Origin of the sequence: Enterobacter cloacae complex sp. 372C4 (assembly GCF_050030615.1) — a bacterium.
Lineage (GTDB): Bacteria > Pseudomonadota > Gammaproteobacteria > Enterobacterales > Enterobacteriaceae > Enterobacter > Enterobacter intestinihominis.
Genome location: NZ_JBLGUQ010000001.1, coordinates 3156808 through 3178948, shown reverse-complemented (window position 1 = coordinate 3178948; position 22141 = coordinate 3156808). Strand labels below are relative to the sequence as shown.

Sequence of the window (22141 nt, the reverse complement as noted above, 5' to 3'; positions counted from 1 at the left end):
GCTCCTTAGTCATAGTCGACGCGTAAATAGCCGCGAGAGGTAAAACGCCCCTCGGCAGGTTTTTTACCGGTCACGCTGACGGGCCACGCACGGATCCCCACCTGTGCCTGTGCGCTATCGTCCAGACGGAACGGGATTTTGCTGGTCAGGTTGTTCGGCGTCAGCGGCACACCATTACTGTTGGCAATCACAAAACCCACATCCGCGTTATCAGAGACCAGCGTACTGCCTGAAACCTTCTCCGCTTCAACACGCATTGTGAGCATGGCGTTCGCCTCGACGTTGGTGCATTTTATGCCGATGGTTTTGCTTTGCGCTGAGATCCCTTCCGGCTTATTTCCGATGCCCGCTTTACTGAACAGAGAGGCGCCGATGTCTCCGAAATCGAACTCCACCACATTTCCGGCATTAATCTCACAGCTCTGAGGCACCTGAATGGTCCCGCTGTAACTGATGGTATAAACCGGCGTGGTGAGCGGATCCGTGGAGGTCGTGGTGACGTAAACCCGGAACATGATTGCCCGGGGGATCACCACCATATTGATAAAGCGTCGGGTCACCTTAAGCCGAAAGACGAGGCTGGAATCCTGTACTCCAAACGGTTTGTTTTTAGACACGTTCGGATGGCTCCCCATCTGAATGTACTTTCTGGGTGGATAGAACGTGCCAGCGTAGCTGTCGGTGATTTTCATCGCCCCGTCCAGATAGTCGTTTAGCTTCAGATACTGGTAGCCATCGCTGGTGCCTGTGACCGGGAATTCGGTCACATAGCTACGCTTGGTGGTGTTCCCGGACGTTCCCTTAGGGCAGACGGCGTTGACGCCCACCCACTGGGACTTCTCGCTGAGTGTAACAATCTGCCCCACCTGGTTATTGGAGCTGTTGAATTTATCCGTCAGGTCGTAATACACCTCCGTCGGCACGCCATTTTCATTGACGCAGACGGTGGCGAACGCCTCAGATAGCGGCAAAAATGCCAGAAGGGATAGCCCCAGATAATGGATTTTATTCACAGCGGATCCCCTTAAGTGTGATCGCCTGTTGCAGGCTCTGTTCTGGCAGGCTGTAGGGCGCACGACACTGGGACTGCTTCCCGTCTCCCCACTGAATCAGCAGTTCCCCGCTCAGCGGCAGCCCGCTCAGGTAAATCTGACCGTCATCTCCCACCATGCTGGTTACGCCGCTCTGCGTCTCACGCACCACCGCCCCAAACGGCACAGGCTGGTTATCACGCTTCACGGTGAGCAACGCACGCACGCCGATGCGGGTGTCAAAACTGGCGCGCACCAGCGCACCGTTCGTCGGCACGACGCTGGAAACGTTATTTTCAATGTCGGTGTTGTTGCTCATGGTGTTAGTGTCGAGCGCCACGCGGTTGTAACGGTACACCGTGGCGTACGGCATCACCGCATAGCCACGCCAGTCTGTTTTGACGCCGGTCTGGTTTTCGACGCTCACGCCTGACGCGCCCGGCGCTTTGATCAAGACGTTGGTATCGCCCAGCGGCTGACTGAATGTGATGCCGTCTGAATGCCCTACCACGCCGCCGGAGAGCTGCCAGTTGAGGTCGTGCTGATCCCGCGTGTAGTTGTAGCCCACACCCAGCGTACCGTACGTTGCCTGCCAGTTGGCGCTGGCGCTGCCGCTGGCACCGTTATTGCTGGTGTGACCCTGCGTGACGCTGTAGTTCAGGTTACGATCCTGGAGCAGCGTTCCGCTGATCCCGGTCTGCCAGCTGGTATCACCGTCGCTGTTGCGGCTGGCTGAGGCCGTGGCATAGGCCCGGTCGATCGCGTTATCGCGACGGTAGCCGTGACGGGTGAACAGGCTGAACGGGACGGAGACGTTAAACGAGGCGATCCGGTCAGTTCCTTCAATGCCGACGGCCTTGTTCCATGACCAGGATAAGGCGTAGCTGATCCCGTTCACCCCGCCGGCGTAGCCGAGCTGATACCAGACGTTGGACTCGCTGGTACCCCAGTAACTCTGCTGGCTGCCAGAGACGTACACCGAGCCGTAATCGCCAAGAGACTGGGAGATATTGAGCTGGAAACGTCCTTTTTTATTCAGCGTCAGGTTGTGATAGCTCTGCACGTCCGGCACGCCGTCATCGTCCTGATCGTCGCCATACTGGTAGCCTTCCATTGTGCGCCAGGCCACATCGTCGAGGGTGTAGAAGCCTTTGGTCGAGTAGCGATAGCCCAGCAGCTGGAAGTTGGTGCCGAATCCGTTAAGGGATTTTGCGTACAGGAACCGCAGGGACTGCCCTTCATGGCGGCTGTCATCGGCAAGCTGGCTGCGGGCATGGGTGAGGTCAAGTGACACCGCCCCCCAGTCACCGAGGTTTTTACCCGCGCCAATGGCGATGGCGGTATAGCGCGAGGCCAGCTGCGTTCCGCCGTACAGCGTGTAGCCGTCGGCAAGACCCGCAATCATCGTACCCTGAGTAAAGAACGGCGTGTCCTGCTCGCTGTTGCCGCTGCGATAGTCCCCTGCCACCAGATCGTATTTCCAGCGTCCTTCACGCTGAAGCAACGGAACGGTGGAATACGGGACGGTGTAGCGCTGCTGGCTGCCGTCCTTCTCTTCCACCGTCACCTCCAGGTCACCGCTTGAGGAGGTCGGGTTAAGGTCAGTTATCGCAAAAGCCCCCGGCTGCACATAGCTCTGGTAAATCACGTATCCGTTCTGGCGGATCACCACTTTGGCAGGGGTGCGGGCGATTCCGCGTACGGTAGGCGCGTAGCCTTGCAGGCTGTCCGGATACATGCTGTCGGACGAATAGAGCCGACCACCGCGAAAACCGACGCTGTCGAAGACATCGTTACCGGTGTTGCTGTCGCCGAGCACCAGCTCGCTTTTTAGCGGAATGACCGTACGCTGCGCCCAGGTGCCAATATTTTGCCAGCTGCTGTGCCGCTGGCCGTTGCTTTCGGTATAACGCCACGCGCCGTTATTGCGTAATCGCCAGGCGCCATAGTTCAACCCGCTTTGCAGGTTCAGATAGTAGCTGTCGTCGTCGCTGCCCCGGTTGCCGGTGAAGCTGTAGTTCAGCAGCGCGGCGGGGATGCCTTCATCCCACTGTTCAGGCGGAATATACCCGCGGGCGCTGTTTTGCATCGCCACCTGAGGCAGACTGACGTTAAGGCGCAACGAGGCGAAGTTGAACGCCGTTTCGCTGCCCGGAATAGCCGTGGTGAGCGGAACGCAGGTCTCGCCCTGCACGTTGCTCAGTTCCGGGAAGGCGGCGATATTGACGCCAAAGCGATCGAGCATCGCGCGCGTAATGCACGGCGACAAACCGCCCGCGACCGGCGGCGTGTTGTCGGCTTGCTCAAACCGCACGTCCTGGGTGCCGATAAACTCATCGTTACGCCAGATATCGACGCGATAGACGCCCGGTGCCTGCTGGTGGCCTTTCTCAAAACGCGACAAATCCGCCACGTTCGCCGCGTCATCGGAGAGAAACGCCGGGTTAAAGTAGCTTTCACCCCAGCCAGCGTGTGGCCAGAGCGTTGCCATCAGTGCCAGCGCAACCGGGCAGTAACGCCATTGAGTGTTCATCGCCCTGTCTCTGCTCACAGGCTGACGCTACGCGCCGGCGTAATGGCACCGTAGTCATTCACACTCTGCCAGGAGAGCGTGCCGCTCGCTGCGGCAGGCAGCACCTGCTGCGCCGAGCTTTTCGGAGCAACCATCAGGTTCTCCAGCGTCTGACCGCCGAGCTTCAGATTGACCAGCGTGACGTAATACGGCGAGGCATTGCTCACCTTAAGATGGTTGCCGACGCGCTCAAAACGCAGCTGTGAGAGCGCCTCTTCCGGCGGCATCGCCAGGTTAGCCGGGCGAACAAACAGCTTGATGCGTGACAGAATGGCCAGTTGCAGGACGTTGTTGCCGTCCTGATGTTTTTTGCTGACGGAGGGAATCGCTTTGACGTTCATGTAAAAGAGTGATTCGCGATCGGCAGGCAGCGCCGGGCCTGCGTAGATAATGCGCAGGGTGTTTTCGCTGGCCGGCTCGCTGACAAACAGCGGCGGCGTGACGGCAAAGGTTTTTTCCTTTTGCCCGTTGGCATTTTCTATCCACGCGTTAATTAAATAGCGCTCTTGTTTATTGCTGTTGGTGATCGCCAGCGACGTTTGTTTTGCATCGGCCGGATAAATAACGCGCGTCGCGCCTAGCGCAATTCCGCCGGATGCATTCGCGCTGGCAGAAACCATCATCAAAATAAAAGTTAAAAACAGTCCAGGTTTAATCAGGGTGTTCATCACAACCGTACCTTTAATAATTAGTTCGCAGGCGTCAGGGATAAATCAACGTAAACCAGACATTCGACTGAATAGTGCCTGGTACAAGGTGTTCGGAAATAGCCCGGTAGCGGGCGCTGAAATGAAATACCAGCTCGCGGGTGTTAATGGGTAACCAGCTCACTGCCGTCGCGTTCGGGATGATCTGACGTTGCTGTTCGTCAAAAAGCGCCAGTCCGACACCACTGCTGACCGCATTTTCCCCCGGCCGCGATGTCGCCAGGAAAACCTGCGGGTCTTCTGCCGGTGTCACTCCCTGGAACTGGATCCCCACGGTGCGGGAGACGTCCACGCTGCAATCCAGCAGACGTACGGTGAAAGGCACATTAACCGTGGAAAAGCTGCCGACGCCGGAAAAGGCGTTTGTGCGGTATTGCCCCATATCCACGCGCATATTCTGGCTGTCCGGGGCCACGGCGCAGCCGCCGTTAACCAGCTCTCCCCTGAGGTGTACTTTGCCGCCGTCTATGACAACGGTATGTGCGTTTACCGCTGAGGCAATCGCAAGGGCACACAGCAGTATCCCAGTCCTTGTCATCCTTCGCTCCCGGTATAGGCGATCAAAAGACCTCTTCCCTGAGGCCAGCCACATCCCTGTACTCAGGCATTACTCGTATTTCATTACGAATGTTGCGTCCGCGTTTGCCTGGCCTGGCGCGGTGGTCGCCGCCGTGGCTTTATAGCGCGCGGTGAAGTTCAGGGTGTTAGTCCCTTCAATCAGGTTCTGCGCCGCAGAGAAGGTTGCACCGTCCGGGGTCAGCGTGGAGGATTTGCTGTCGAGGATCTCAATGCCTACGCCCTTCGCGGAGTTGTCGTTGTTACCGGAGCTTACCGCCAGCAGCGTTTTGTCGGTGGCGTCGATCTGGCCGGTAAACGCGACAGCAGCGGTTTTCGCTACCGCAGGATCGCAGTCGTTCAGTTCGATGGTGAAGGGAATATTGGAGGTGGTGTCACCCACTTTAGTGAATTTCGCGGTACGGTACTGGCCGAGATTAACCGTCTGCTCTGAAGAGTCAGTATTCACTGAACACGCGGCATTCACTAATTCACCTTTAAAATGCACCGTACCACCGTTTACAGATACAGGTGCTACCGGATCTTCTGCGTGAGCGGCACCCGCGACCAGGGCCAGAGTTGCAATAACAGTAGAAGCAATGTTGCTGAGTTTCATGTCTATTCCTTTAAAATGTAAATAACCCTTCCCGCGCATATTCGGGAATAAGAAATACGTTCAATTAAAAAATTGAAGGCTTATTTCGGAGAGGACAAAGTAGCTCAGGAATCTATTTTGTAATATGTCAAAACGCTGCCATTTTGCCAGGTCACATCCTAATCGCCCCTAAGAAATTGACCACGCACTGAGAAGGGATTTTGCGGGCCATCGATGAAATCTCGTAAAGGGTGACTGACAGCGGCGCTCGCTTCTGACAAAATACAGGTAATCCCCCCTTTCTAACGTTACAGACGGAATCTTCTCTCTGATGGCAGCAAAGATTATTGACGGTAAAACGATTGCGCAGCAGGTGCGCTCTGAGGTTGCGGAAAAAGTGAAGGCGCGTAAAGCTGCCGGAAAACGCGCTCCAGGGCTGGCCGTAGTGCTGGTTGGCAGCAACCCGGCTTCGCAAATTTATGTCGGCAGCAAACGCAAAGCGTGTGAAGAGGTGGGGTTCGTCTCCCGCTCTTACGATCTGACGGAAACCACCAGCGAAGCGGAACTGCTGGAACTGATTGACACCCTGAATGCCGATAAAGAGATCGACGGCATTCTGGTTCAGCTGCCGCTGCCTGCGGGCATCGACAACGTGAAGGTGCTGGAGCGTATCGCGCCGGACAAAGACGTTGACGGTTTCCATCCGTATAACGTGGGCCGCCTGTGCCAGCGCGCGCCGCGCCTGCGTCCGTGCACCCCGCGCGGCATCGTGACGCTGCTGGAGCGTTATAACATTGACACCTATGGCCTGAACGCTGTGGTGATTGGCGCCTCCAACATCGTGGGCCGCCCGATGAGCATGGAGCTGCTGCTGGCGGGCTGCACCACCACCGTCACCCACCGCTTCACCAAAAACCTGCGTCATCACGTCGAAAACGCCGATCTGCTGATCGTTGCGGTCGGCAAGCCGGGCTTTATTCCGGGCGAGTGGATCAAAGAGGGCGCAATCGTCGTGGACGTGGGTATTAACCGTCTGGAAAACGGCAAAGTGGTCGGCGACGTGGTGTATGAAGATGCCGCAGCGCGCGCCTCCTATATTACTCCGGTCCCGGGCGGCGTAGGCCCGATGACGGTCGCAACACTGATTCAGAATACCTTGCAGGCGTGCGAGGAGTATCACGACGTAGAGGACGCGTAATCATGGCAACTTTTTCTTTAGGTAAACATCCGCACGTTGAGCTGTGCGATCTGCTGAAGCTGGAAGGCTGGAGCGAAAGCGGTGCGCAGGCGAAAATCGTCATCGCCGACGGGCAGGTAAAAGTAGACGGCACGGTGGAAACCCGCAAACGCTGCAAAATTGTCGCGGGCCAGACCGTGAGCTTTGCAGGTCAGAGCGTGACCGTGACGGCCTGAGCTGTCTGATGCCCGGTGGCGCTGCGCTTACCGGGCCTACGTACTGTCTCCGTTTGTAGGCCGGGTAAGGCGAAGCCGCCACCCGGCAATTTCTCTCACAATCCCCTCACACCCATCGCGGTTAATTATCGATCAACTTCAAATAATCACTATTCCCTCTGGCGAAACGTGAAAATTATGTTGCGCGATTTTCAGACTTTCCCCACGATAAGTAGAACGTTCTACTAAAACGTTCTACTTACAATAACAGCGCGAAAAAAGCGCTACTCGGGGGGGAAATCAGCATGAGTCTGATATCAGGGTTTGTTAAATCGCTGTCTAAGTTATCGATGATTGGTCGCGCCTTAATGCTGCCAATTTCACTGCTTCCCGCTGCGGGCCTGCTGCTGGCCTTCGGCGATAAGTTCCACCTGCCGCTGATGATGAACGCCGGCGGGGTTATCTTTGATAACCTGCCGATGCTGTTCGCCATCGGCTCTGCCGTCGGTCTGGCTTCGGAATCCGGCATTGCGGCACTCTCTGCGGCGGTCTCGGTGTTTGTCACCAACATCACCATCAGCACCGTGCTGAGCATTACGCCGGAAATGGCCTCCCAGGGCGGGAAATACGCCATGGTCGTCGGCATTCCGACGTTGCAGATGGGCGTCTTTGGCGGCCTGATCTGCGGTATTCTCGCGGCCTGGTGCTACAACCGCTTCCACACCATGCAGCTGCCGGAATTCCTCGGCTTCTTCTCCGGGAAGCGTTTTGTGGCGATTGCGACGGCATTTCTGTCGTTCCTGCTCGGCCTGCTGCTGCCGTACGTGTGGCAGCATATTCAGTCCGGGATCGACGCCCTGTCCGTGGTGGTGAACGGCGATAACCAGGCGGCCTCGACCTTTATCTTCGGGCTGGTGGAGCGCGCGTTGATCCCGCTCGGTCTGCACCACATCTGGTATCCCTCCTTCTGGTATTCGTTCGGGGATTACACTACCCAGGCGGGTCAGGTGATCCACGGCGACCAGACCATCTGGTTCAAGATGCTCGAAGAGGGGGTGAAATCCTTCAGCAGCGATACCTACCAGAACGCCGGGAAATTCATGCAGGGCGAGTTCCCGCTGATGCTGTTCGCGCTGCCTGCGGCGTGCCTTGCGATGTACCATGAAGCGCACACGAAGAATAAGAAAATTGCGGCCGGTATTCTCTTCTCCGCCGCCCTCACCTGCTTCCTGACGGGCATCACCGAGCCGGTAGAGTTCACCTTTATCTTCGTGGCGCCGATCCTTTACGTCTTCAACGCCATCATGGCGGGCCTGGCGTACATGACCATGTACCTGCTGCATGCGCACATCGCCAAGTCGTTCTCGGCGGGCTTTATCGACTACCTGTCGTTCGGGATCCTGCCGTCGTTTAACGGCTATCAGACCAACTTCCTGAGCGCCATTATCATCGGTATCCCAATGGCCCTGATTTACTATTTCACCTTCCGCTTCGTGATCCGCCGTTTCGACGTGAAAACGCCGGGCCGCACCGAAGTGACCGCCAGCGCGAATGACAAGTCCGATTCCGAACTTGCCACCGAAATCATCGGCCTGCTGGGCGGTGCGCAGAACATTGATTCTGTCGGCTCCTGCATCACGCGTCTGCGTCTGGAAGTGGCGAAGAGCGAAGCGGTGGACCGGGACGGGCTGAACGGGCTGGGCGCGCGCGGCGTGGTGTTTGTTGGCGACAACGGGATACAGGTGATTTTCGGGGCCAGAGCACAGTTTATCGCCCAGACCATGTCCACGATGATTGGCAAATAATAAGATGCCTGAAGGAGGCGTCTCCTGTACGCTGGGGTACGCCTCTTATCTGGCTGATAATCGGTAAATTTCAGGGAGCGGTTTTGAAGAAAGTCAGCATTATTGATGTTGCAAAGCATGCGGGCGTGTCGGTTTCTACCGTGTCGCTGGTGCTGCGCCAGAAAGGGAAAATCTCAGAGGCGACGATCGGGAAGGTCAATGCCGCCATCACAACGCTGGGCTATGTTCATAACGTCGCCGCTGCCAACCTTCGCGCCAACACCTCCAATTTAATCGGCCTGATCCTGCGGGACTTCAGCGACAGCTTTTCCATCAAAGTGATGGCGAGCATCGTTCAGGAGCTGGAGAAACAGGGTTATATGGTTTTTCTCGGTCAGCCGCTGAACGACGACGAACATCTTGAGCGTACCCTGCTCTCATTTAAGCAGCAGGGCGTGGCGGGCGTCATCTATCTGGCGTCGGACACCCGCGCCGCCTCTCTCCCGGAACACATTCGCCAATGCCCGCTGCCGCTTGTGGCGGTTTCGCAGTCGTTGCTGGAAGAGAAATGCAATCTGGTGATGCGCGATAACCGCCAGGCGGCGAACCTGGCCGCGCGTTATCTTATCGAGCGCGGGCACCGCACCATCGCCTACATTGGCGGGCGCGACGGGTGCCGTATTCGCGAGCAGCGCCTGCTCGGTTTTCGCAGCGCGATGACGCAGAACGGCCTGGTCTGGCGTGAGGAATATTCTCCCGCCTGCACCGATGATACGCAGGCGGCGGCCATGGCGACTCGCCAGCTGCTGGAGAAGAACAACACGATTACCGCCCTGCTCTGCCATTCGCCGGACGCGATGATCGGTTCGATCTCCGGCATTCACCAGGTGGGGCGCACGGTGGGCAAAGACGTGTTTTTAACCCAGCAGGTGGCGCTGATTGGTTTTGAAGATATGCTCCACGTTAATCTCACGTCGCCGTCACTGACTTACGTTTCGTCTGCCAGTGAAGAGACCGGCCGCCAGGCGGCAGGGCTGATGATCCGCAGGCTGAAGGAGCCGGATCTGCAAACGCAGCGTATTACCCTCTCCGGCCAGCTTATCGCGCGGGAATCGGCGTAAATTCAGAATTTAGCATGGGTCTTATAGCGCGAGATGACTGCTATATTTCCATGATTTGCCATGGATAAATGTAATGCCTACCGTTATCACCCACGCTGCCGTACCTCTGTGTCTGGGCTTAGGGCTCGGAACCAAAGTCATCCCACCCCGCCTGCTGTTTGCCGGGATCATCCTCGCCATGCTGCCTGACGCTGACGTACTGGCGTTTAAATTCGGTGTCGCCTACGGGAATATTTTCGGCCACCGCGGTTTCACTCATTCGCTGCTGTTTGCCTTTGTAGTGCCCATACTTTGCGTGCTGGCTGGGCGTCGATGGTTCCGGGCCAGCCTGTCGCGCTGCTGGCTGTTTTTAACCGTGTCGCTGCTGTCGCACAGCCTGCTGGATTCGATTACCACCGGCGGGAAAGGCGTCGGCTGGCTGTGGCCCTGGTCAGATGAGCGCTTCTTTGCACCGTGGCAGGTGATTAAGGTCGCGCCGTTTGCACTGTCGCGCTATACCACGCCGTACGGGCATCAGGTGATTATCTCGGAACTGCTGTGGGTGTGGCTGCCGGGAATCGTGCTGATGGGACTATTATGGTGGAAGAAGAGAAGGTAAAAAAAGCCGGGTGGCGGCTACGCCTTACCCGGCCTACTTTCACCTGTAGGCCCGGTAAGCGTAAGCGCCACCGGGCATTACAGACTTACTTACGACGCCAGGTGGTGCCCTGCGGGCCATCTTCCAGAATAATACCCATCTCGGTCAGACGGTTACGCGCCGCATCCGCCGCCGCCCAGTCTTTCGCCTGACGCGCTTCCAGACGCGCTTTAATCAGTGCTTCAATTTCCGCTACTTCACCGTCGTCCGCCTGCGCGCCGCTTTGCAGGAACATGTCCGGCTCCTGCTCCAGCAGGCCGAGCACGGAAGAGAGCTTACGCAGATGAGACGCCAGCGCATTCGCCGCCGCCATATCTTCTGACTTCAGGCGATTCACCTCACGCGCCATGTCGAACAGCACGGAGTAGGCTTCCGGGGTGTTGAAGTCGTCGTTCATGACCTCAACGAAGCGGGCTTCGAACGCCTCGCCGCCAGCGGCCGGAACAGACCTGTCGGTGCCGCGCAGTGCGGTATACAGACGCTCCAGCGCAGCGCGCGCCTGCTTCAGGTTCTCTTCGCTGTAGTTCAGCTGGCTGCGATAGTGGCCGGACATCAGGAAGTAGCGCACGGTTTCCGCGTCGTAATACTTCAGCACGTCGCGCACGGTGAAAAAGTTACCCAGCGATTTCGACATCTTCTCGCGGTCAACCATCACCATCCCGGAGTGCATCCAGTAGTTCACGTACTCGCCGCCGTGAGCACAGGTGGACTGCGCGATTTCGTTTTCGTGGTGCGGGAACATCAGATCCGAACCGCCGCCGTGAATGTCGAAATGGTTGCCCAGCTGTTTGCAGTTCATCGCGGAACATTCAATGTGCCAGCCCGGACGCCCTTCGCCCCACGGGGATGGCCAGCTCGGTTCGCCCGCCTTGGACATCTTCCACAGCACGAAGTCCATCGGATTACGCTTCACGTCAACCACGTCCACGCGTGCACCGGCCTGGAGCTGGTCCAGATCCTGGCGGGAAAGCGCACCGTAGGTTGGGTCCGTCGGCACCGAGAACATCACGTCGCCGTTGTCTGCCACATAGGCGTGACCGCGCTCGATCAGCTTTTGGGTGATCTCAATGATTTCATGAATATGGTGGGTCGCACGCGGCTCGCTATCCGGGCGCAGAATATTCAAGGCATCAAAATCCTTGTGCATTTCGGCGATCATGCGATCCACCAGCGCGACAAAGCTTTCGCCATTTTCATTAGCACGTTTAATGATTTTGTCGTCGATGTCGGTGATGTTGCGCACATACTTCAGGTTATAGCCCAGGAAGCGCAGGTAGCGGGACACCACGTCGAACGCGACAAAGGTACGGCCATGGCCGATATGACAGAGATCGTAAACCGTAATACCACACACGTACATGCCGACTTCCCCGGCATGGATAGGTTTAAATTCCTCTTTTTGGCGCGTCATTGTATTAAAGATTTTTAACATCGAAGATTCCATGTAAACACGTGTGTGGATTGTTTGTTCCTTATAATACCCATAATTCGGAGCACGGTCAGCACACAATGCAAGGTGATCGTGTCCTGTGGTTATGCTATAACAAGCCCCTATATGTGACCCGAGCACGGGTCGACGCACCACAATAACGGAACAGGATGCAAAAATGGTTACTTTCCACACTAATCATGGCGATATCGTAATCAAAACCTTTGATGACAAAGCGCCTGAAACAGTTAAAAACTTCCTGGACTACTGCCGCGAAGGTTTCTACAACAACACTATTTTCCACCGTGTGATCAACGGCTTTATGATCCAGGGCGGCGGTTTCGAGCCTGGCATGCGCCAGAAAGAGACGAAAGAAGCGATCAAAAACGAAGCGAACAACGGCCTGAAAAACACCCGCGGTACGCTGGCAATGGCCCGTACTCAGGCCCCGCACTCTGCTACCGCACAGTTCTTCATTAACGTGGCGGACAACGACTTCCTGAACTTCTCTGGCGAAAGCCTGCAAGGCTGGGGCTACTGCGTATTCGCAGAAGTGGTTGAAGGCATGGACGTGGTCGACAAGATCAAAGCCGTTTCTACTGGCCGCAGCGGTATGCACCAGGACGTTCCTAAAGAAGACGTTGTGATCACAAGCGTGACCGTCAGCGAGTAATTCGTGGCGACACTCTTTATTGCGGATCTGCATCTGCAAACAGAAGAACCGGCGATAACCGCCGGTTTTCTGCGTTTTTTACGCGGTGAAGCGAAAAGCGCCGATGCGCTGTACATTCTGGGTGACCTGTTTGAGGCCTGGATAGGCGACGACGATCCGAACCCGCTGCACCGTGAGATGGCAGCGGCCATTAAAGCGCTGGTGGATTCCGGCGTCCCCTGCTATTTCATTCACGGCAACCGTGATTTCCTGATCGGCCAGCGCTACGCCCGCGAGAGCGGCATGACGCTGCTGCCGGAAGAGCAGGTGCTTGACCTCTATGGCCGCAATATTCTGATCATGCACGGCGACACGCTCTGCACTGACGATACCGGCTACCTGGCGTTTCGCGCCAAAGTTCACACCCCGTGGATCCAGAAAGTGTTCCTCGCCCTGCCGCTGTTTATTCGCAACCGCATCGCCGCCAGAATGCGCGCGGGCAGCAAGGCCGCCAACAGCAGCAAATCGATGACCATCATGGACGTCAACCCGCAGGCGGTGGTGAACGTGATGGAGAAGCATCGCGTTCAGTGGCTGATCCACGGCCATACCCATCGTCCCGATGTGCATTCCCTTATCGCCAACGGCGAGCCCGCCCATCGCGTGGTTTTAGGCGCCTGGCACAGCGAAGGATCGATGGTCAAAGTCACGCCGGAAGGTGTGGAACTGATCGCCTTCCCGTTCTAACCCTCCTCGTTTTTTCGCCCATTTCACGACCACGCAACCGTTTTCCTTGCCGGTATTACATGCTATTCTCTGTGCCCTCGAAAGCAGTGTGTTCCGCACCACAGGAGTTTTAAGACGCATGTCTTCCCGCAATAATCCGGCGCGTGTCGCCATCGTGATGGGGTCCAAAAGCGACTGGGCTACCATGCAGTTCGCCGCCGAAATCTTTGAAATCCTGAATGTTCCGCACCACGTTGAAGTGGTTTCCGCGCACCGTACGCCGGATAAACTGTTCAGCTTCGCCGAAAGCGCCGAAGAGAACGGTTACGAGGTGATCATTGCCGGTGCGGGCGGCGCAGCACATCTGCCGGGCATGATTGCCGCCAAAACCCTGGTGCCGGTACTGGGTGTTCCCGTGCAAAGCGCCGCGTTAAGCGGGGTTGATAGCCTGTACTCTATCGTCCAGATGCCGCGCGGTATCCCTGTCGGTACGCTGGCGATTGGTAAGGCGGGTGCCGCAAATGCCGCCCTGCTGGCCGCGCAGATCCTCGCGACGCATGATAATGACTTACATCAACGCCTGGCGGAGTGGCGTAAAGCCCAGACCGACGAGGTGCTGGATAACCCGGATCCGCGGGGTGCAGCATGAAGCAGGTATGCGTTCTTGGTAATGGTCAGCTTGGCCGGATGCTGCGTCAGGCCGGTGAGCCGCTGGGTATTGCCGTCTGGCCCGTCGGGCTGGACGCCGAGCCGGAAGCCGTGCCGTTCCATCAGAGCGTGATCACCGCCGAAATTGAACGCTGGCCGGAAACCGCCCTGACCCGCGAGCTGGCGCGCCATAACGCCTTTGTGAACCGCGACGTCTTCCCGATCATCGCCGACCGTCTGACGCAAAAGCAGCTGTTCGACAAGCTCGGCCTTGCGACCGCGCCGTGGCAGCTGTTGTCCGACAAAAGCGAGTGGAATGACGTCTTCGCCATGCTGGGCGATCTGGCGATCGTGAAGCGTCGTGTCGGCGGCTACGACGGTCGCGGGCAGTGGCGCCTGCGCGCGAACGACACCGCCGAGCTGCCGGACGACTGCTACGGCGAGTGCATCGTTGAGCAGGGCATAAACTTCAGCGGTGAAGTGTCGCTGGTGGGCGCGCGCGGGCATGACGGGCACACCGTTTTTTACCCGCTAACGCATAACCTGCATCAGGACGGGATTCTGCGCACCAGCGTCGCCTTCCCGCAGGCCAATGCTGACCAGCAGGCGCAGGCGGAAGAGATGCTCTCTGCCATCATGCATGAGCTGGGCTATGTGGGCGTAATGGCGATGGAGTGTTTCGTCACGCCATCGGGTCTGCTGATCAACGAACTTGCGCCGCGCGTGCACAACAGCGGCCACTGGACGCAAAACGGTGCCTCCATCAGCCAGTTCGAGCTGCACCTGCGCGCCATCACTGACCTGCCGCTGCCGCAGCCGGTGGTGACCAGCCCGTCGGTGATGATCAACCTGATCGGCACCGATCTGAACTACGACTGGCTGAAGCTGCCGCTGGTGCACCTGCACTGGTACGACAAAGCGGTGCGCCCGGGTCGTAAGGTCGGCCACCTGAACCTGAACGATACCGACACGGACCGCCTGAGCGCCACGCTGGAAGCGATTGTTCCCCTGCTGCCGCCAGAATACGCGAGCGGGATTGTCTGGGCGCAGTCAAAACTGAAGTAAGTAACCCCCGCCGGGGAGTTGACCTTCCCCTTCCCCGGCGTACAATTCCCGCCCATTGCTGCTTAGCTTTCTTCTGGAACCACCATGAACGATGGAACGGACTATCGCGCGATCCTCGCGTCCGATACCCCTTTAATCGACGTTCGCGCGCCGATCGAATTTGTCCAGGGTGCGATGCCCGCCGCACTCAACCTGCCCTTAATGAACGACGACGAGCGTGCCGCCGTCGGCACCTGCTATAAACGCCAGGGTCCTGACGCCGCACTGACGCTCGGCCATAGCCTGGTCAACGGCGAGACGCGAGAGGCGCGCATCAACGCCTGGCGCGAAGCCAGCCTGGCCCATCCTGAGGGCTACCTTTGCTGCGCGCGCGGTGGCCAGCGCTCACATATCTCCCAGGCCTGGCTTAAAGAGGCGGGAATCGATTATCCGCTGATCCGCGGCGGCTATAAGGCCCTGCGCCAGACGGCAATTCAGGTGACGATTGAGCAGTCACAAAAACCGATGGTGCTTATCGGTGGCTGTACCGGAAACGGCAAAACGCTGCTGGTGAAGCAGCATGCGCAGGGCATCGATCTGGAAGGGCTGGCGCACCATCGCGGCTCGTCATTTGGCCGCACGCTCACCCCGCAACTTTCTCAGGCGAGCTTCGAGAATCACCTTGCCGTCGAGCTGCTAAAAAAAGATGCCGCGCGCTGGGTGCTGGAGGATGAGGGCCGGATGATTGGCTCTAACCACCTGCCGGAGTGCCTGCGCGACCGCATGGCGGAAGCGCCTGTCGTGGTGGTCGAAGATCCGTTTGAGATCCGTCTTGAGCGCCTGCGCGAAGAGTATTTCGACCACATGTGGGCCGACTTTTTTGCCGCCTACGGTGAAGAAGCGGGCTGGAAAGCCTACAGCGAATACCTGCATCACGGCCTGTTCGCCATCCGCCGTCGTCTGGGGCTGCAACGATTCGCGGAATTTACCGCGCTATTAGATTCCGCGCTGCTGGAACAACAGCGCTCTGGAAGCACTGACGCGCACTTCAGCTGGCTTGTGCCGCTGCTGAAGGACTATTACGACCCGATGTACGGCTATCAGCTGGAGAAGAAAGCGGAGAAGATTGTTTTTCGCGGGACGTACGAAGAAATTGCCGAGTGGCTTGATCGCTGAAAAAAGCCGGGTGGCGGCTACGCCTTACCCGGCCTACGCGTGCTATTACGATCCGATGTACGGCTATCAGCTGGAGAAAAAGGCGGAGAAAATTGTATATCGCGGGACGTTTGAAGACATTGCCGAATGGCTTGATCGCTGAAAAAAGCCGGGTGGCGGCTACGCCTTACCCGGCCTACGCGTGCTTTTGTAGCCCCGGTAAGCGCAGCGCCACCGGGGAACAAACCACTTAGAAGTCGTAACGCAGACGCACCAGGTTCATGTCGCCCAGGTTGTCGGTGCTGGAGGTGAACACGTGTTCGTAATCCACGCGGAAACCGTAGTCCAGCTGGAAGCTGATACCCACGCCGTTGTCGATGCGCTGGTAGTTACGGCCGTTCACGTACTCAATGCGGTCGCCCATGAAGTAAGGCTGAATGGATTTCACCGCATACTGACCGACCGGGAATTTGTATCCCGCAAAGTATTCAATACCCCATGCATCACCGGCGAAGTAGTCGTTAACGGACACTTTTTTGGTGGTCATGAAGTTCTGATACCAGCCGCCGCCTGCGGAGAAGGTCCAGTTATCCGGCGTCCAGCTCAGTGCGGTGCCGAGAATGTTCTGGTCGTAGGATTTGCTGTCGCCGTTGTCCGGATTACGCATGTCCGCGCGGGTGTAGTTCCACGCTGCGCCCCAGGTCAGATCGGTGGTCAGGTGGTAATCGATACCCAGTGAACCGCCGCCTTTGCGCTTGTAGCGCAGGCCGTTGCCCGGCAGGTATTCGCTGTCTTCAAACAGGTAAGAGGCGTAGATGTCAGCATCGCCCACGGTTTTCTTGTACTTCAGCATCTGGCGTGAACGGTAAGAGCCGTCGTAGTCGCCGTTGATCCCGTTACCCGACGCCTGACCAATCATGTCGTAGTCCCAGATATCGGTTTTCGCGCCCACCACGTCATAGTACACGCTGTTCTGCTGGCCGAAGGTCAGCGTACCCCAGGTGTCGCTCTTCAGACCGGTGTAGAGCATACGGCGTGAGGTGTCGTGCGCGCCGTCGGCGTAGTGGTTATCCCAGTTAAACTGCGCCGGAATGTTAACACCCAGCTCGTAGTAGGTGATCCAGCTGATGTCATCGAACAGGTAGTAGTCTGCCGCGAAACGGAAACGGGTACCGCCGTCAAAACCGTTACGCTTGTAGCCGTTTTTGCCGTCATCACCGGTCATGTTCTGGAACTGAGGACGGATGCTGCCGCCAACGGTGAAGTTCAGACGGCTCAGCGGGTTACCCGCCTGCGGATCCTGTTTCAGAAGGGTGATTTCCGCCTGAGATGCGAAAGAAGCCAATGCCACTGCTGCGCCGATCGTTGTCGCCAGCGCTGTTTTTCTTATAGTCATTATTTTTCCTTGATAGACACGCTGCTAAATATTTAGCTGGTGAATATTAACCGGAAAAATTCGGGCTGTGTGGGCGGGTTTTTAATGTTTTGTGCTACTAAATGCATGGGTATTAACGATTAGTGCTATTAATCGATGACACACCAGCAGAAATGCCGGTGCGTCATCATCACGCAAGTAAACTAGCTGACAAACTGGCGGAACAGCGCTTTACCTTTCAACAGCCGCGTCCCGAGCCAGCCGCCGCACAGAGACAGCAGCACCGCGCCGCAGACGGGCAGCGTTAGCCACAGCCGCCAGTCAGGCTCCCATGGAAAATCAAAGACTTTCGTCTGAAGCACCGCCAGTGCGGTTTCCGCCCCGATGGCCGCCACCAGGCCCGCCACCAGCCCGAGCAGGGCAAATTCGCTCCACAGCGTGGCGCGCAGCAGCCGTTTACTGGCCCCCAGCGTGCGGTAGACCACCAGCTCCTGATGACGCTGACGCATGCCGACCTGCACCTGCGCCAGCAGCAGCAATAGGCCGCAGACGGTCACCAGCACCACCATCACCTCCAGGGCGCGGCTCACCTGTTCCAGCACCTGCCCGACCTGTTTGAGGATCGCGCCGATATCCAGCAGGCTCACCGTCGGAAATTCCCGGTTCAGTTGCGTCAGCATGCCGTTGCCGTTTTCCCAGCGGAAGCTGGTCAGCCAGCTCTGGGGCTGTCCGTCCAGCGCGCCCGGCGGGAAGATGAAGAAGAAATTTGGCCGCAGGCTTTCCCAGTCCACTTTGCGCAGGCTGGTGACTTTGGCGGTGAAATCCTGGGTATCACCGGTAAAGGTCACGCTATCACCGAGCTTCACGTTCAGGCGTGTCGCCAGCCCCTCCTCCATCGACACTTCCCCCGCTTTCGGCGGCCAGGTGCCGGCCACGATCGGGTTATGGTCCGGACGTTTCGCCTGCCAGGTCAGGTTGAGCTCGCGGTTGAGCGATTCATCCTTATTTCCCTCCGTGGACTGGCCGTTGATCTGAGTCAGGCGGGCGCGCACGATCGGATAGAACGATTCCGGAATAATGTGATGCTCAGACAGGAACCCCTTCAGCGGCGTCACCTGTTCGGGAGCAATGTTGATCAGGAAATAGTTCGGGCTTTCCGGCGGAAGCTGCTGCTGCCAGCGATCCAGCAGATCCCCGCGCAGCACCAGCAGAAGCGCCAGCAGCATAAACGACAGCGAAAATGCCGAGAGCTGGCTGAGCGTGGACCACGGCTGATGCAGCAGTCGGTTAACCGCTAACCGTATGGGGAGTGATTTAACTGTCAGCTTACTCAGCACATTAAGCAGTACCCAGCCCACTACGCCGCACAGCAGCGCCAGCACCACCGCGCCCGCCAGCACCGCCCACAGCAGCGTACTGCCGCCCATCAGCCAGGCCAACAGCCCGACTGCCACCGCAATAATCACCGGCAGATAGAACTTCAGCGGCCAGACGCTGGCCACCACATCCCGGCGCAGCACGCGCAGCGGCTGGGTGGCGAGCAGCAGCCGGTAGGGGCGTAACCCCACCAGCAGGGAGATCGTCGTCATCGCGCCGATGGCCCACAGCCACGGCCAGAGGCTGGCAGGCGGCAGCGCAGCGGGCAGGACCGGTTTGAGCAGCACCATCAGCAGCTTTTCAAACAGCAGCCCTATCGCCCCGCCGGTCAGAGCCGACAGCGCCAGCACCATCAGCCACTGGCCGACAATCAGCTTGCGCAGCTGTGCCCGGCCCGCGCCGAGAGTTTTGAGGATCGCCACCAGATCGTAACGGCTGCGGCAGTAGTGCCCCATTGCCACGGCAACGGCCGCAATGGCCAGCAGCAGGGTTAACAGCGCCGACAGCAACAGAAACTGCTGAGAACGCTCGAGGGATTTGCCGAGCGCCCCGTCATCCTGCTCCAGCCCGTACCAGCGATGTTCCGGCTTGAGCTGAGGCAGGAGCCATTTTTCATACGCCTCCAGTTGAGCAGGCGTCCCGCCAAACTTATAGCGCCATGTGACGCGGCTACCCGGCTGGACGGCGTTGGTTTTCGCCACATCAGCGGTGTTCATCAGCAGGCGCGGCGCGAGCTGGAACGGATTAAATCCGGAGTCGGGTTCCTGCACCACTTCCCCGGCAATTTTGAGGGTCGCGTCGCCGACGTCGATACTGTCGCCGGGTTTCAGGTTCAGCAGCGCCATCAGACGCGATGCCAGCAGTACCGTACCGGCCGTCGGTTTTAGCCCCGGCGGACTGGTTTGTAAATCACCATACATCGGGTAGATGTCATCCACGGCTTTTACGCTGGCAAGCTGTGGCGTGTCGCCCGCAAAGGTCATGGTCTGGAAGGTGATTTGCTCTCCCACCTTCAGCCCCTCTTTGCGCGCTTCCTCAATCCAGCCCGGCGGCACGGGGCGAGAACTTTGCAGAGCCCGGTCCCCCGCCATAAATTCCCGACTCTGCTGGCTAAGCCCTTTCTCCATACGATCGCTGACGCTGCCGAGCGCCAGCACGCAGGCCACCGCCAGGCTCAACGCCAGCCAGACAATCAGCAGCGAGGGCGAGCGCCATTCGCGCCAGAACCAGCGGGCAATCATGCTTCCTCCTGAAGAACACCGTTCACCAGCCGCAGGCGGCGGTCGCAGCGGGCGGCCAGCTGCGGGTCGTGGGTAACCAGAATCAGCGTGGTGCCGTGTTCGTGGTTGAGTGAAAACAGCAGATCGGCAATTTTGTCCCCGGTTTTACGGTCGAGATTGCCCGTGGGCTCATCGGCAAACAGCACTTCCGGGCGCCCGTTAAACGCCCTGGCCAGCGCCACGCGCTGCTGCTCACCGCCGGAAAGCTGTGCCGGAAGGTGGTCGAGACGTTTTCCCAGCCCCAACTGTTCCAGCAACGCTTTGGCGTGATCGCGGCTTTCGCGGGTATTTTCACCGCGCAGCAGACCGGGCAGCTCAACGTTTTCCAGCGCGTTGAGGGTTGGGATCAGCATGAATGACTGAAAGACAAACCCGATATGCCGAGCACGCAGCGCGGCGCGCGCCTCTTCATCAAGCGCGTGGAGGGGCTGGCCGACCAGGTTCACTTCCCCGCTGCTGCCATCGTCCAGCCCGGCGAGAATGGCCAGCAGCGTGGACTTACCGGAACCGGATTCGCCAATCAGGGCGATGGTTTCGGCACGTTTGACAACGAGTTCAACTCCGGTGAGGATGGAAAGCTCGTGTTCTCCCTGACCGACGGACTTCTTAAGACGATGAACTTCAACAATGTTTTCCGCTGGCATTTGCCCTTCCTGTTTTTGATGCTGATGACCTTCCGCGCGGCGGCTGCGGACACGTTATTGATTCTGGGCGACAGCCTGAGCGCGGGCTATCGTATGGCGGCCAGTGCGGCCTGGCCCGCCCTGCTCAATGATAAATGGCAGTCCCGGGCGTCTGTCGTTAACGGCAGCATCAGCGGCGATACGTCGCAGCAAGGCTTATCGCGCCTGCCTGCCCTGCTTAAGCAGCATCAACCGCGTTGGGTGCTGGTCGAACTGGGCGGTAATGATGGTTTGCGCGGCTTCCAGCCACAGCAAACGGAGCAAACGCTGCGGACTATTTTGCAGACCATTAAGGCCGCTAACGCCCAGCCGCTGCTGATGCAAATTCGCCTGCCCGCTAACTACGGCCGTCGGTATAATGAGGCGTTTAGCGCGATCTATCCTAAGCTTGCCAAAGAGTTTGATATTCCGCTGCTGCCATTTTTCATGGAAGAGGTCTATCTGAAACCCCAGTGGATGCAGGATGATGGCATTCACCCCAATCGCGATGCCCAGCCGTTCATTGCCGACTGGATGGCAACCCGGCTGGCTCCTTTAGTAAAACATGACTCGTCAAACAGCTGAGAACCTGACAGGTAAAGTTATGCAAAAATCGGTCTTAATAACAGGATGTTCCAGCGGAATTGGCCTTGAGAGCGCCCTTGAACTGAAACGTCAGGGGTTTTGGGTGCTGGCGGCCTGCCGCAAACCCGAAGATGTCGAACGCATGCGAGGGCTGGGATTTACCGGCATTCTGCTGGATCTCGATTCGCCAGAGAGCGTGGAGCAGGCCGCCGATGAGGTTATCGCCCTGACCAGCAACCGGCTTTACGGCCTGTTCAACAATGCGGGCTATGGCGTATACGGCCCGCTACAGACCCTCTCACGGGAACAGCTGGAGCAGCAGTTCTCCGCAAACTTTTTTGGGGCGCATCAGCTCACCATGCGCCTTCTCCCCGCCATGCTGCCGCACGGCGAAGGGCGGATTGTCATGACCTCCTCGGTGATGGGCCTGATCTCCACGCCGGGACGCGGGGCTTACGCTGCCAGTAAATATGCGCTTGAAGCCTGGTCCGATGCGTTGCGCATGGAGCTGCGCCACAGCGGCATTAAGGTCAGCCTGATTGAACCGGGCCCCATCCGCACCCGCTTTACGGAAAACGTTAACCAGACGCAGGCGGACCAACCGGTCGAAAATCCCGGTATCGCGGCGCGTTTTACGCTTGGGCCAGAAGCCGTGGTTGCCAAAGTGCGCCACGCATTTGAGAGCGATACCCCTAAAATGCGCTATCCGGTCACGCTGGTGACCCATGCCGTCGGCTGGTTGAAACGCCTGCTGCCGGGGCGGATGATGGACAAAATTTTGCAGGGTTGAGTTGAAGCGACGACGCTTACCCCC

Annotated in this window: 22 protein-coding genes; 13 read left to right on the top strand and 9 right to left on the bottom strand. The window is 58.1% G+C overall.

Features of this window, described 5'->3' with window-relative positions:
- Window positions 1-5: 5 nt before the first annotated feature.
- The 5 genes from fimH to fimA all read right to left on the bottom strand — a co-directional run bounded on the left by fimH (window position 6) and on the right by fimA (window position 5481).
- The gene (gene fimH / locus ACQG11_RS15355) at window positions 6-1013 is read right to left on the bottom strand and encodes a type 1 fimbria D-mannose specific adhesin FimH (protein WP_022647309.1); all 1008 of its coding nucleotides are present in this window, start codon (window positions 1011-1013) and stop codon (window positions 6-8) included.
- Window positions 1006-3564 carry a fimbrial biogenesis usher protein gene (locus ACQG11_RS15350; protein ID WP_048965831.1) on the bottom strand — a complete coding sequence of 853 codons (2559 nt, stop codon included), beginning with the start codon at window positions 3562-3564 and terminating at the stop codon, window positions 1006-1008. Before ACQG11_RS15350 ends, fimH begins: the two co-directional genes overlap by 8 nt.
- A gap of 14 nt (window positions 3565-3578) precedes the next feature.
- The gene (gene fimC / locus ACQG11_RS15345; protein ID WP_022647307.1) at window positions 3579-4271 is read right to left on the bottom strand and encodes a type 1 fimbria chaperone FimC; all 693 of its coding nucleotides are present in this window, start codon (window positions 4269-4271) and stop codon (window positions 3579-3581) included.
- Between the two features lie 34 nt (window positions 4272-4305).
- The gene (fimI, locus tag ACQG11_RS15340; RefSeq protein ID WP_023305613.1) at window positions 4306-4848 is read right to left on the bottom strand and encodes a type 1 fimbrial protein subunit FimI; all 543 of its coding nucleotides are present in this window, start codon (window positions 4846-4848) and stop codon (window positions 4306-4308) included.
- A gap of 69 nt (window positions 4849-4917) precedes the next feature.
- A complete protein-coding gene (gene fimA, locus ACQG11_RS15335) occupies window positions 4918-5481 on the bottom strand; it encodes a type 1 fimbrial major subunit FimA (RefSeq protein WP_022647305.1) in 564 nt (187 codons plus the stop codon).
- A 310-nt stretch (window positions 5482-5791) separates the two neighbouring features.
- On the opposite strand from fimA, the gene folD reads away from it, so the two are divergent.
- The 5 genes from folD (at window position 5792) to ACQG11_RS15310 (ending at window position 10355) form a co-directional block, all read left to right on the top strand.
- A complete protein-coding gene (gene folD, locus ACQG11_RS15330) occupies window positions 5792-6658 on the top strand; it encodes a bifunctional methylenetetrahydrofolate dehydrogenase/methenyltetrahydrofolate cyclohydrolase FolD (RefSeq protein WP_426728520.1) in 867 nt (288 codons plus the stop codon).
- Window positions 6659-6660: 2 nt separating this feature from the next.
- Window positions 6661-6873 (top strand): ribosome-associated protein YbcJ, encoded by a 213-nt coding sequence (ybcJ, locus tag ACQG11_RS15325; RefSeq protein ID WP_022647303.1) that lies wholly within the window; start codon window positions 6661-6663, stop codon window positions 6871-6873.
- A 284-nt stretch (window positions 6874-7157) separates the two neighbouring features.
- Complete coding sequence (locus tag ACQG11_RS15320; protein ID WP_003858916.1) at window positions 7158-8657, top strand: PTS transporter subunit EIIC; 1500 nt, start codon at window positions 7158-7160, stop codon at window positions 8655-8657.
- Window positions 8658-8740: 83 nt separating this feature from the next.
- The gene (gene malI / locus ACQG11_RS15315) at window positions 8741-9757 is read left to right on the top strand and encodes a Mal regulon transcriptional regulator MalI (protein WP_023299483.1); all 1017 of its coding nucleotides are present in this window, start codon (window positions 8741-8743) and stop codon (window positions 9755-9757) included.
- Between the two features lie 73 nt (window positions 9758-9830).
- Window positions 9831-10355 (top strand): metal-dependent hydrolase, encoded by a 525-nt coding sequence (locus ACQG11_RS15310; RefSeq protein ID WP_426728519.1) that lies wholly within the window; start codon window positions 9831-9833, stop codon window positions 10353-10355.
- 85 nt (window positions 10356-10440) lie between these two features.
- Here the strand turns inward: ACQG11_RS15310 and cysS are convergent, their stop codons facing one another.
- The gene (gene cysS, locus ACQG11_RS15305; protein ID WP_058676938.1) at window positions 10441-11826 is read right to left on the bottom strand and encodes a cysteine--tRNA ligase; all 1386 of its coding nucleotides are present in this window, start codon (window positions 11824-11826) and stop codon (window positions 10441-10443) included.
- A gap of 175 nt (window positions 11827-12001) precedes the next feature.
- Here cysS and ppiB point away from each other — a divergent pair, with 175 nt between their 5' ends.
- From ppiB to ACQG11_RS15275, 6 genes are all read left to right on the top strand, one after another.
- A complete protein-coding gene (gene ppiB / locus ACQG11_RS15300; RefSeq protein ID WP_000256009.1) occupies window positions 12002-12496 on the top strand; it encodes a peptidylprolyl isomerase B in 495 nt (164 codons plus the stop codon).
- 3 nt (window positions 12497-12499) lie between these two features.
- Window positions 12500-13222, top strand: coding sequence for a UDP-2,3-diacylglucosamine diphosphatase (gene lpxH, locus ACQG11_RS15295; protein WP_022647299.1), 723 nt, complete (start codon window positions 12500-12502; stop codon window positions 13220-13222).
- A 118-nt stretch (window positions 13223-13340) separates the two neighbouring features.
- Window positions 13341-13850, top strand: a complete 510-nt coding sequence (gene purE / locus ACQG11_RS15290) for a 5-(carboxyamino)imidazole ribonucleotide mutase (RefSeq protein WP_023299481.1) — start codon at window positions 13341-13343, stop codon at window positions 13848-13850.
- Window positions 13847-14914: a 5-(carboxyamino)imidazole ribonucleotide synthase gene (gene purK / locus ACQG11_RS15285; protein WP_023299480.1), complete on the top strand. Its 1068-nt coding sequence runs from the start codon at window positions 13847-13849 to the stop codon at window positions 14912-14914. Before purE ends, purK begins: the two co-directional genes overlap by 4 nt.
- Window positions 14915-14998: 84 nt before the next feature.
- Window positions 14999-16069: a tRNA 2-selenouridine(34) synthase MnmH gene (mnmH, locus tag ACQG11_RS15280; RefSeq protein WP_038415556.1), complete on the top strand. Its 1071-nt coding sequence runs from the start codon at window positions 14999-15001 to the stop codon at window positions 16067-16069.
- On the top strand, window positions 16059-16211 hold the full coding sequence (locus ACQG11_RS15275; RefSeq protein ID WP_154816810.1) for a hypothetical protein: 153 nt from the start codon (window positions 16059-16061) through the stop codon (window positions 16209-16211). The genes mnmH and ACQG11_RS15275 overlap by 11 nt, the downstream gene beginning before the upstream one ends.
- A gap of 87 nt (window positions 16212-16298) precedes the next feature.
- Here ACQG11_RS15275 and ACQG11_RS15270 read toward each other — a convergent pair whose 3' ends face one another.
- The 3 genes from ACQG11_RS15270 to ybbA form a co-directional block, all read right to left on the bottom strand.
- Window positions 16299-17444, bottom strand: a complete 1146-nt coding sequence (locus ACQG11_RS15270; protein WP_105322513.1) for a porin — start codon at window positions 17442-17444, stop codon at window positions 16299-16301.
- 182 nt (window positions 17445-17626) lie between these two features.
- A complete protein-coding gene (gene ybbP, locus ACQG11_RS15265; protein ID WP_063853714.1) occupies window positions 17627-20041 on the bottom strand; it encodes a putative ABC transporter permease subunit YbbP in 2415 nt (804 codons plus the stop codon).
- The gene (gene ybbA / locus ACQG11_RS15260) at window positions 20038-20724 is read right to left on the bottom strand and encodes a putative ABC transporter ATP-binding protein YbbA (RefSeq protein WP_063849500.1); all 687 of its coding nucleotides are present in this window, start codon (window positions 20722-20724) and stop codon (window positions 20038-20040) included. Before ybbA ends, ybbP begins: the two co-directional genes overlap by 4 nt.
- On the opposite strand from ybbA, the gene tesA reads away from it, so the two are divergent.
- Together tesA and ACQG11_RS15250 are read left to right on the top strand one after the other, a co-directional pair.
- A complete protein-coding gene (tesA, locus tag ACQG11_RS15255) occupies window positions 20695-21327 on the top strand; it encodes a multifunctional acyl-CoA thioesterase I/protease I/lysophospholipase L1 (RefSeq protein WP_003858933.1) in 633 nt (210 codons plus the stop codon). The two genes, ybbA and tesA, sit on opposite strands and share 30 nt — an antisense overlap.
- Complete coding sequence (locus ACQG11_RS15250; RefSeq protein WP_096216772.1) at window positions 21308-22117, top strand: SDR family oxidoreductase; 810 nt, start codon at window positions 21308-21310, stop codon at window positions 22115-22117. Before tesA ends, ACQG11_RS15250 begins: the two co-directional genes overlap by 20 nt.
- Window positions 22118-22141 lie beyond the last annotated feature (24 nt).

Excerpts from the sequence above, each read along its gene's own strand:
- ACQG11_RS15350 (WP_048965831.1), bottom strand. The coding sequence starts at position 3,564 with ATGAACACTCAATGGCGTTACTGCCCGGTTGCGCTGGCACTGATGGCA.
- fimC (WP_022647307.1), bottom strand. The coding sequence starts at position 4,271 with ATGAACACCCTGATTAAACCTGGACTGTTTTTAACTTTTATTTTGATG.
- fimI (WP_023305613.1), bottom strand. The coding sequence starts at position 4,848 with ATGACAAGGACTGGGATACTGCTGTGTGCCCTTGCGATTGCCTCAGCG.
- fimA (WP_022647305.1), bottom strand. The coding sequence starts at position 5,481 with ATGAAACTCAGCAACATTGCTTCTACTGTTATTGCAACTCTGGCCCTG.
- folD (WP_426728520.1), top strand. The coding sequence starts at position 5,792 with ATGGCAGCAAAGATTATTGACGGTAAAACGATTGCGCAGCAGGTGCGC.
- ybcJ (WP_022647303.1), top strand. The coding sequence starts at position 6,661 with ATGGCAACTTTTTCTTTAGGTAAACATCCGCACGTTGAGCTGTGCGAT.
- ACQG11_RS15320 (WP_003858916.1), top strand. The coding sequence starts at position 7,158 with ATGAGTCTGATATCAGGGTTTGTTAAATCGCTGTCTAAGTTATCGATG.
- ACQG11_RS15310 (WP_426728519.1), top strand. The coding sequence starts at position 9,831 with ATGCCTACCGTTATCACCCACGCTGCCGTACCTCTGTGTCTGGGCTTA.
- cysS (WP_058676938.1), bottom strand. The coding sequence starts at position 11,826 with ATGTTAAAAATCTTTAATACAATGACGCGCCAAAAAGAGGAATTTAAA.
- ppiB (WP_000256009.1), top strand. The coding sequence starts at position 12,002 with ATGGTTACTTTCCACACTAATCATGGCGATATCGTAATCAAAACCTTT.
- purE (WP_023299481.1), top strand. The coding sequence starts at position 13,341 with ATGTCTTCCCGCAATAATCCGGCGCGTGTCGCCATCGTGATGGGGTCC.
- purK (WP_023299480.1), top strand. The coding sequence starts at position 13,847 with ATGAAGCAGGTATGCGTTCTTGGTAATGGTCAGCTTGGCCGGATGCTG.
- mnmH (WP_038415556.1), top strand. The coding sequence starts at position 14,999 with ATGAACGATGGAACGGACTATCGCGCGATCCTCGCGTCCGATACCCCT.
- ACQG11_RS15270 (WP_105322513.1), bottom strand. The coding sequence starts at position 17,444 with ATGACTATAAGAAAAACAGCGCTGGCGACAACGATCGGCGCAGCAGTG.
- ybbP (WP_063853714.1), bottom strand. The coding sequence starts at position 20,041 with ATGATTGCCCGCTGGTTCTGGCGCGAATGGCGCTCGCCCTCGCTGCTG.
- tesA (WP_003858933.1), top strand. The coding sequence starts at position 20,695 with ATGAACTTCAACAATGTTTTCCGCTGGCATTTGCCCTTCCTGTTTTTG.
- ybbA (WP_063849500.1), bottom strand. The coding sequence starts at position 20,724 with ATGCCAGCGGAAAACATTGTTGAAGTTCATCGTCTTAAGAAGTCCGTC.
- ACQG11_RS15250 (WP_096216772.1), top strand. The coding sequence starts at position 21,308 with ATGACTCGTCAAACAGCTGAGAACCTGACAGGTAAAGTTATGCAAAAA.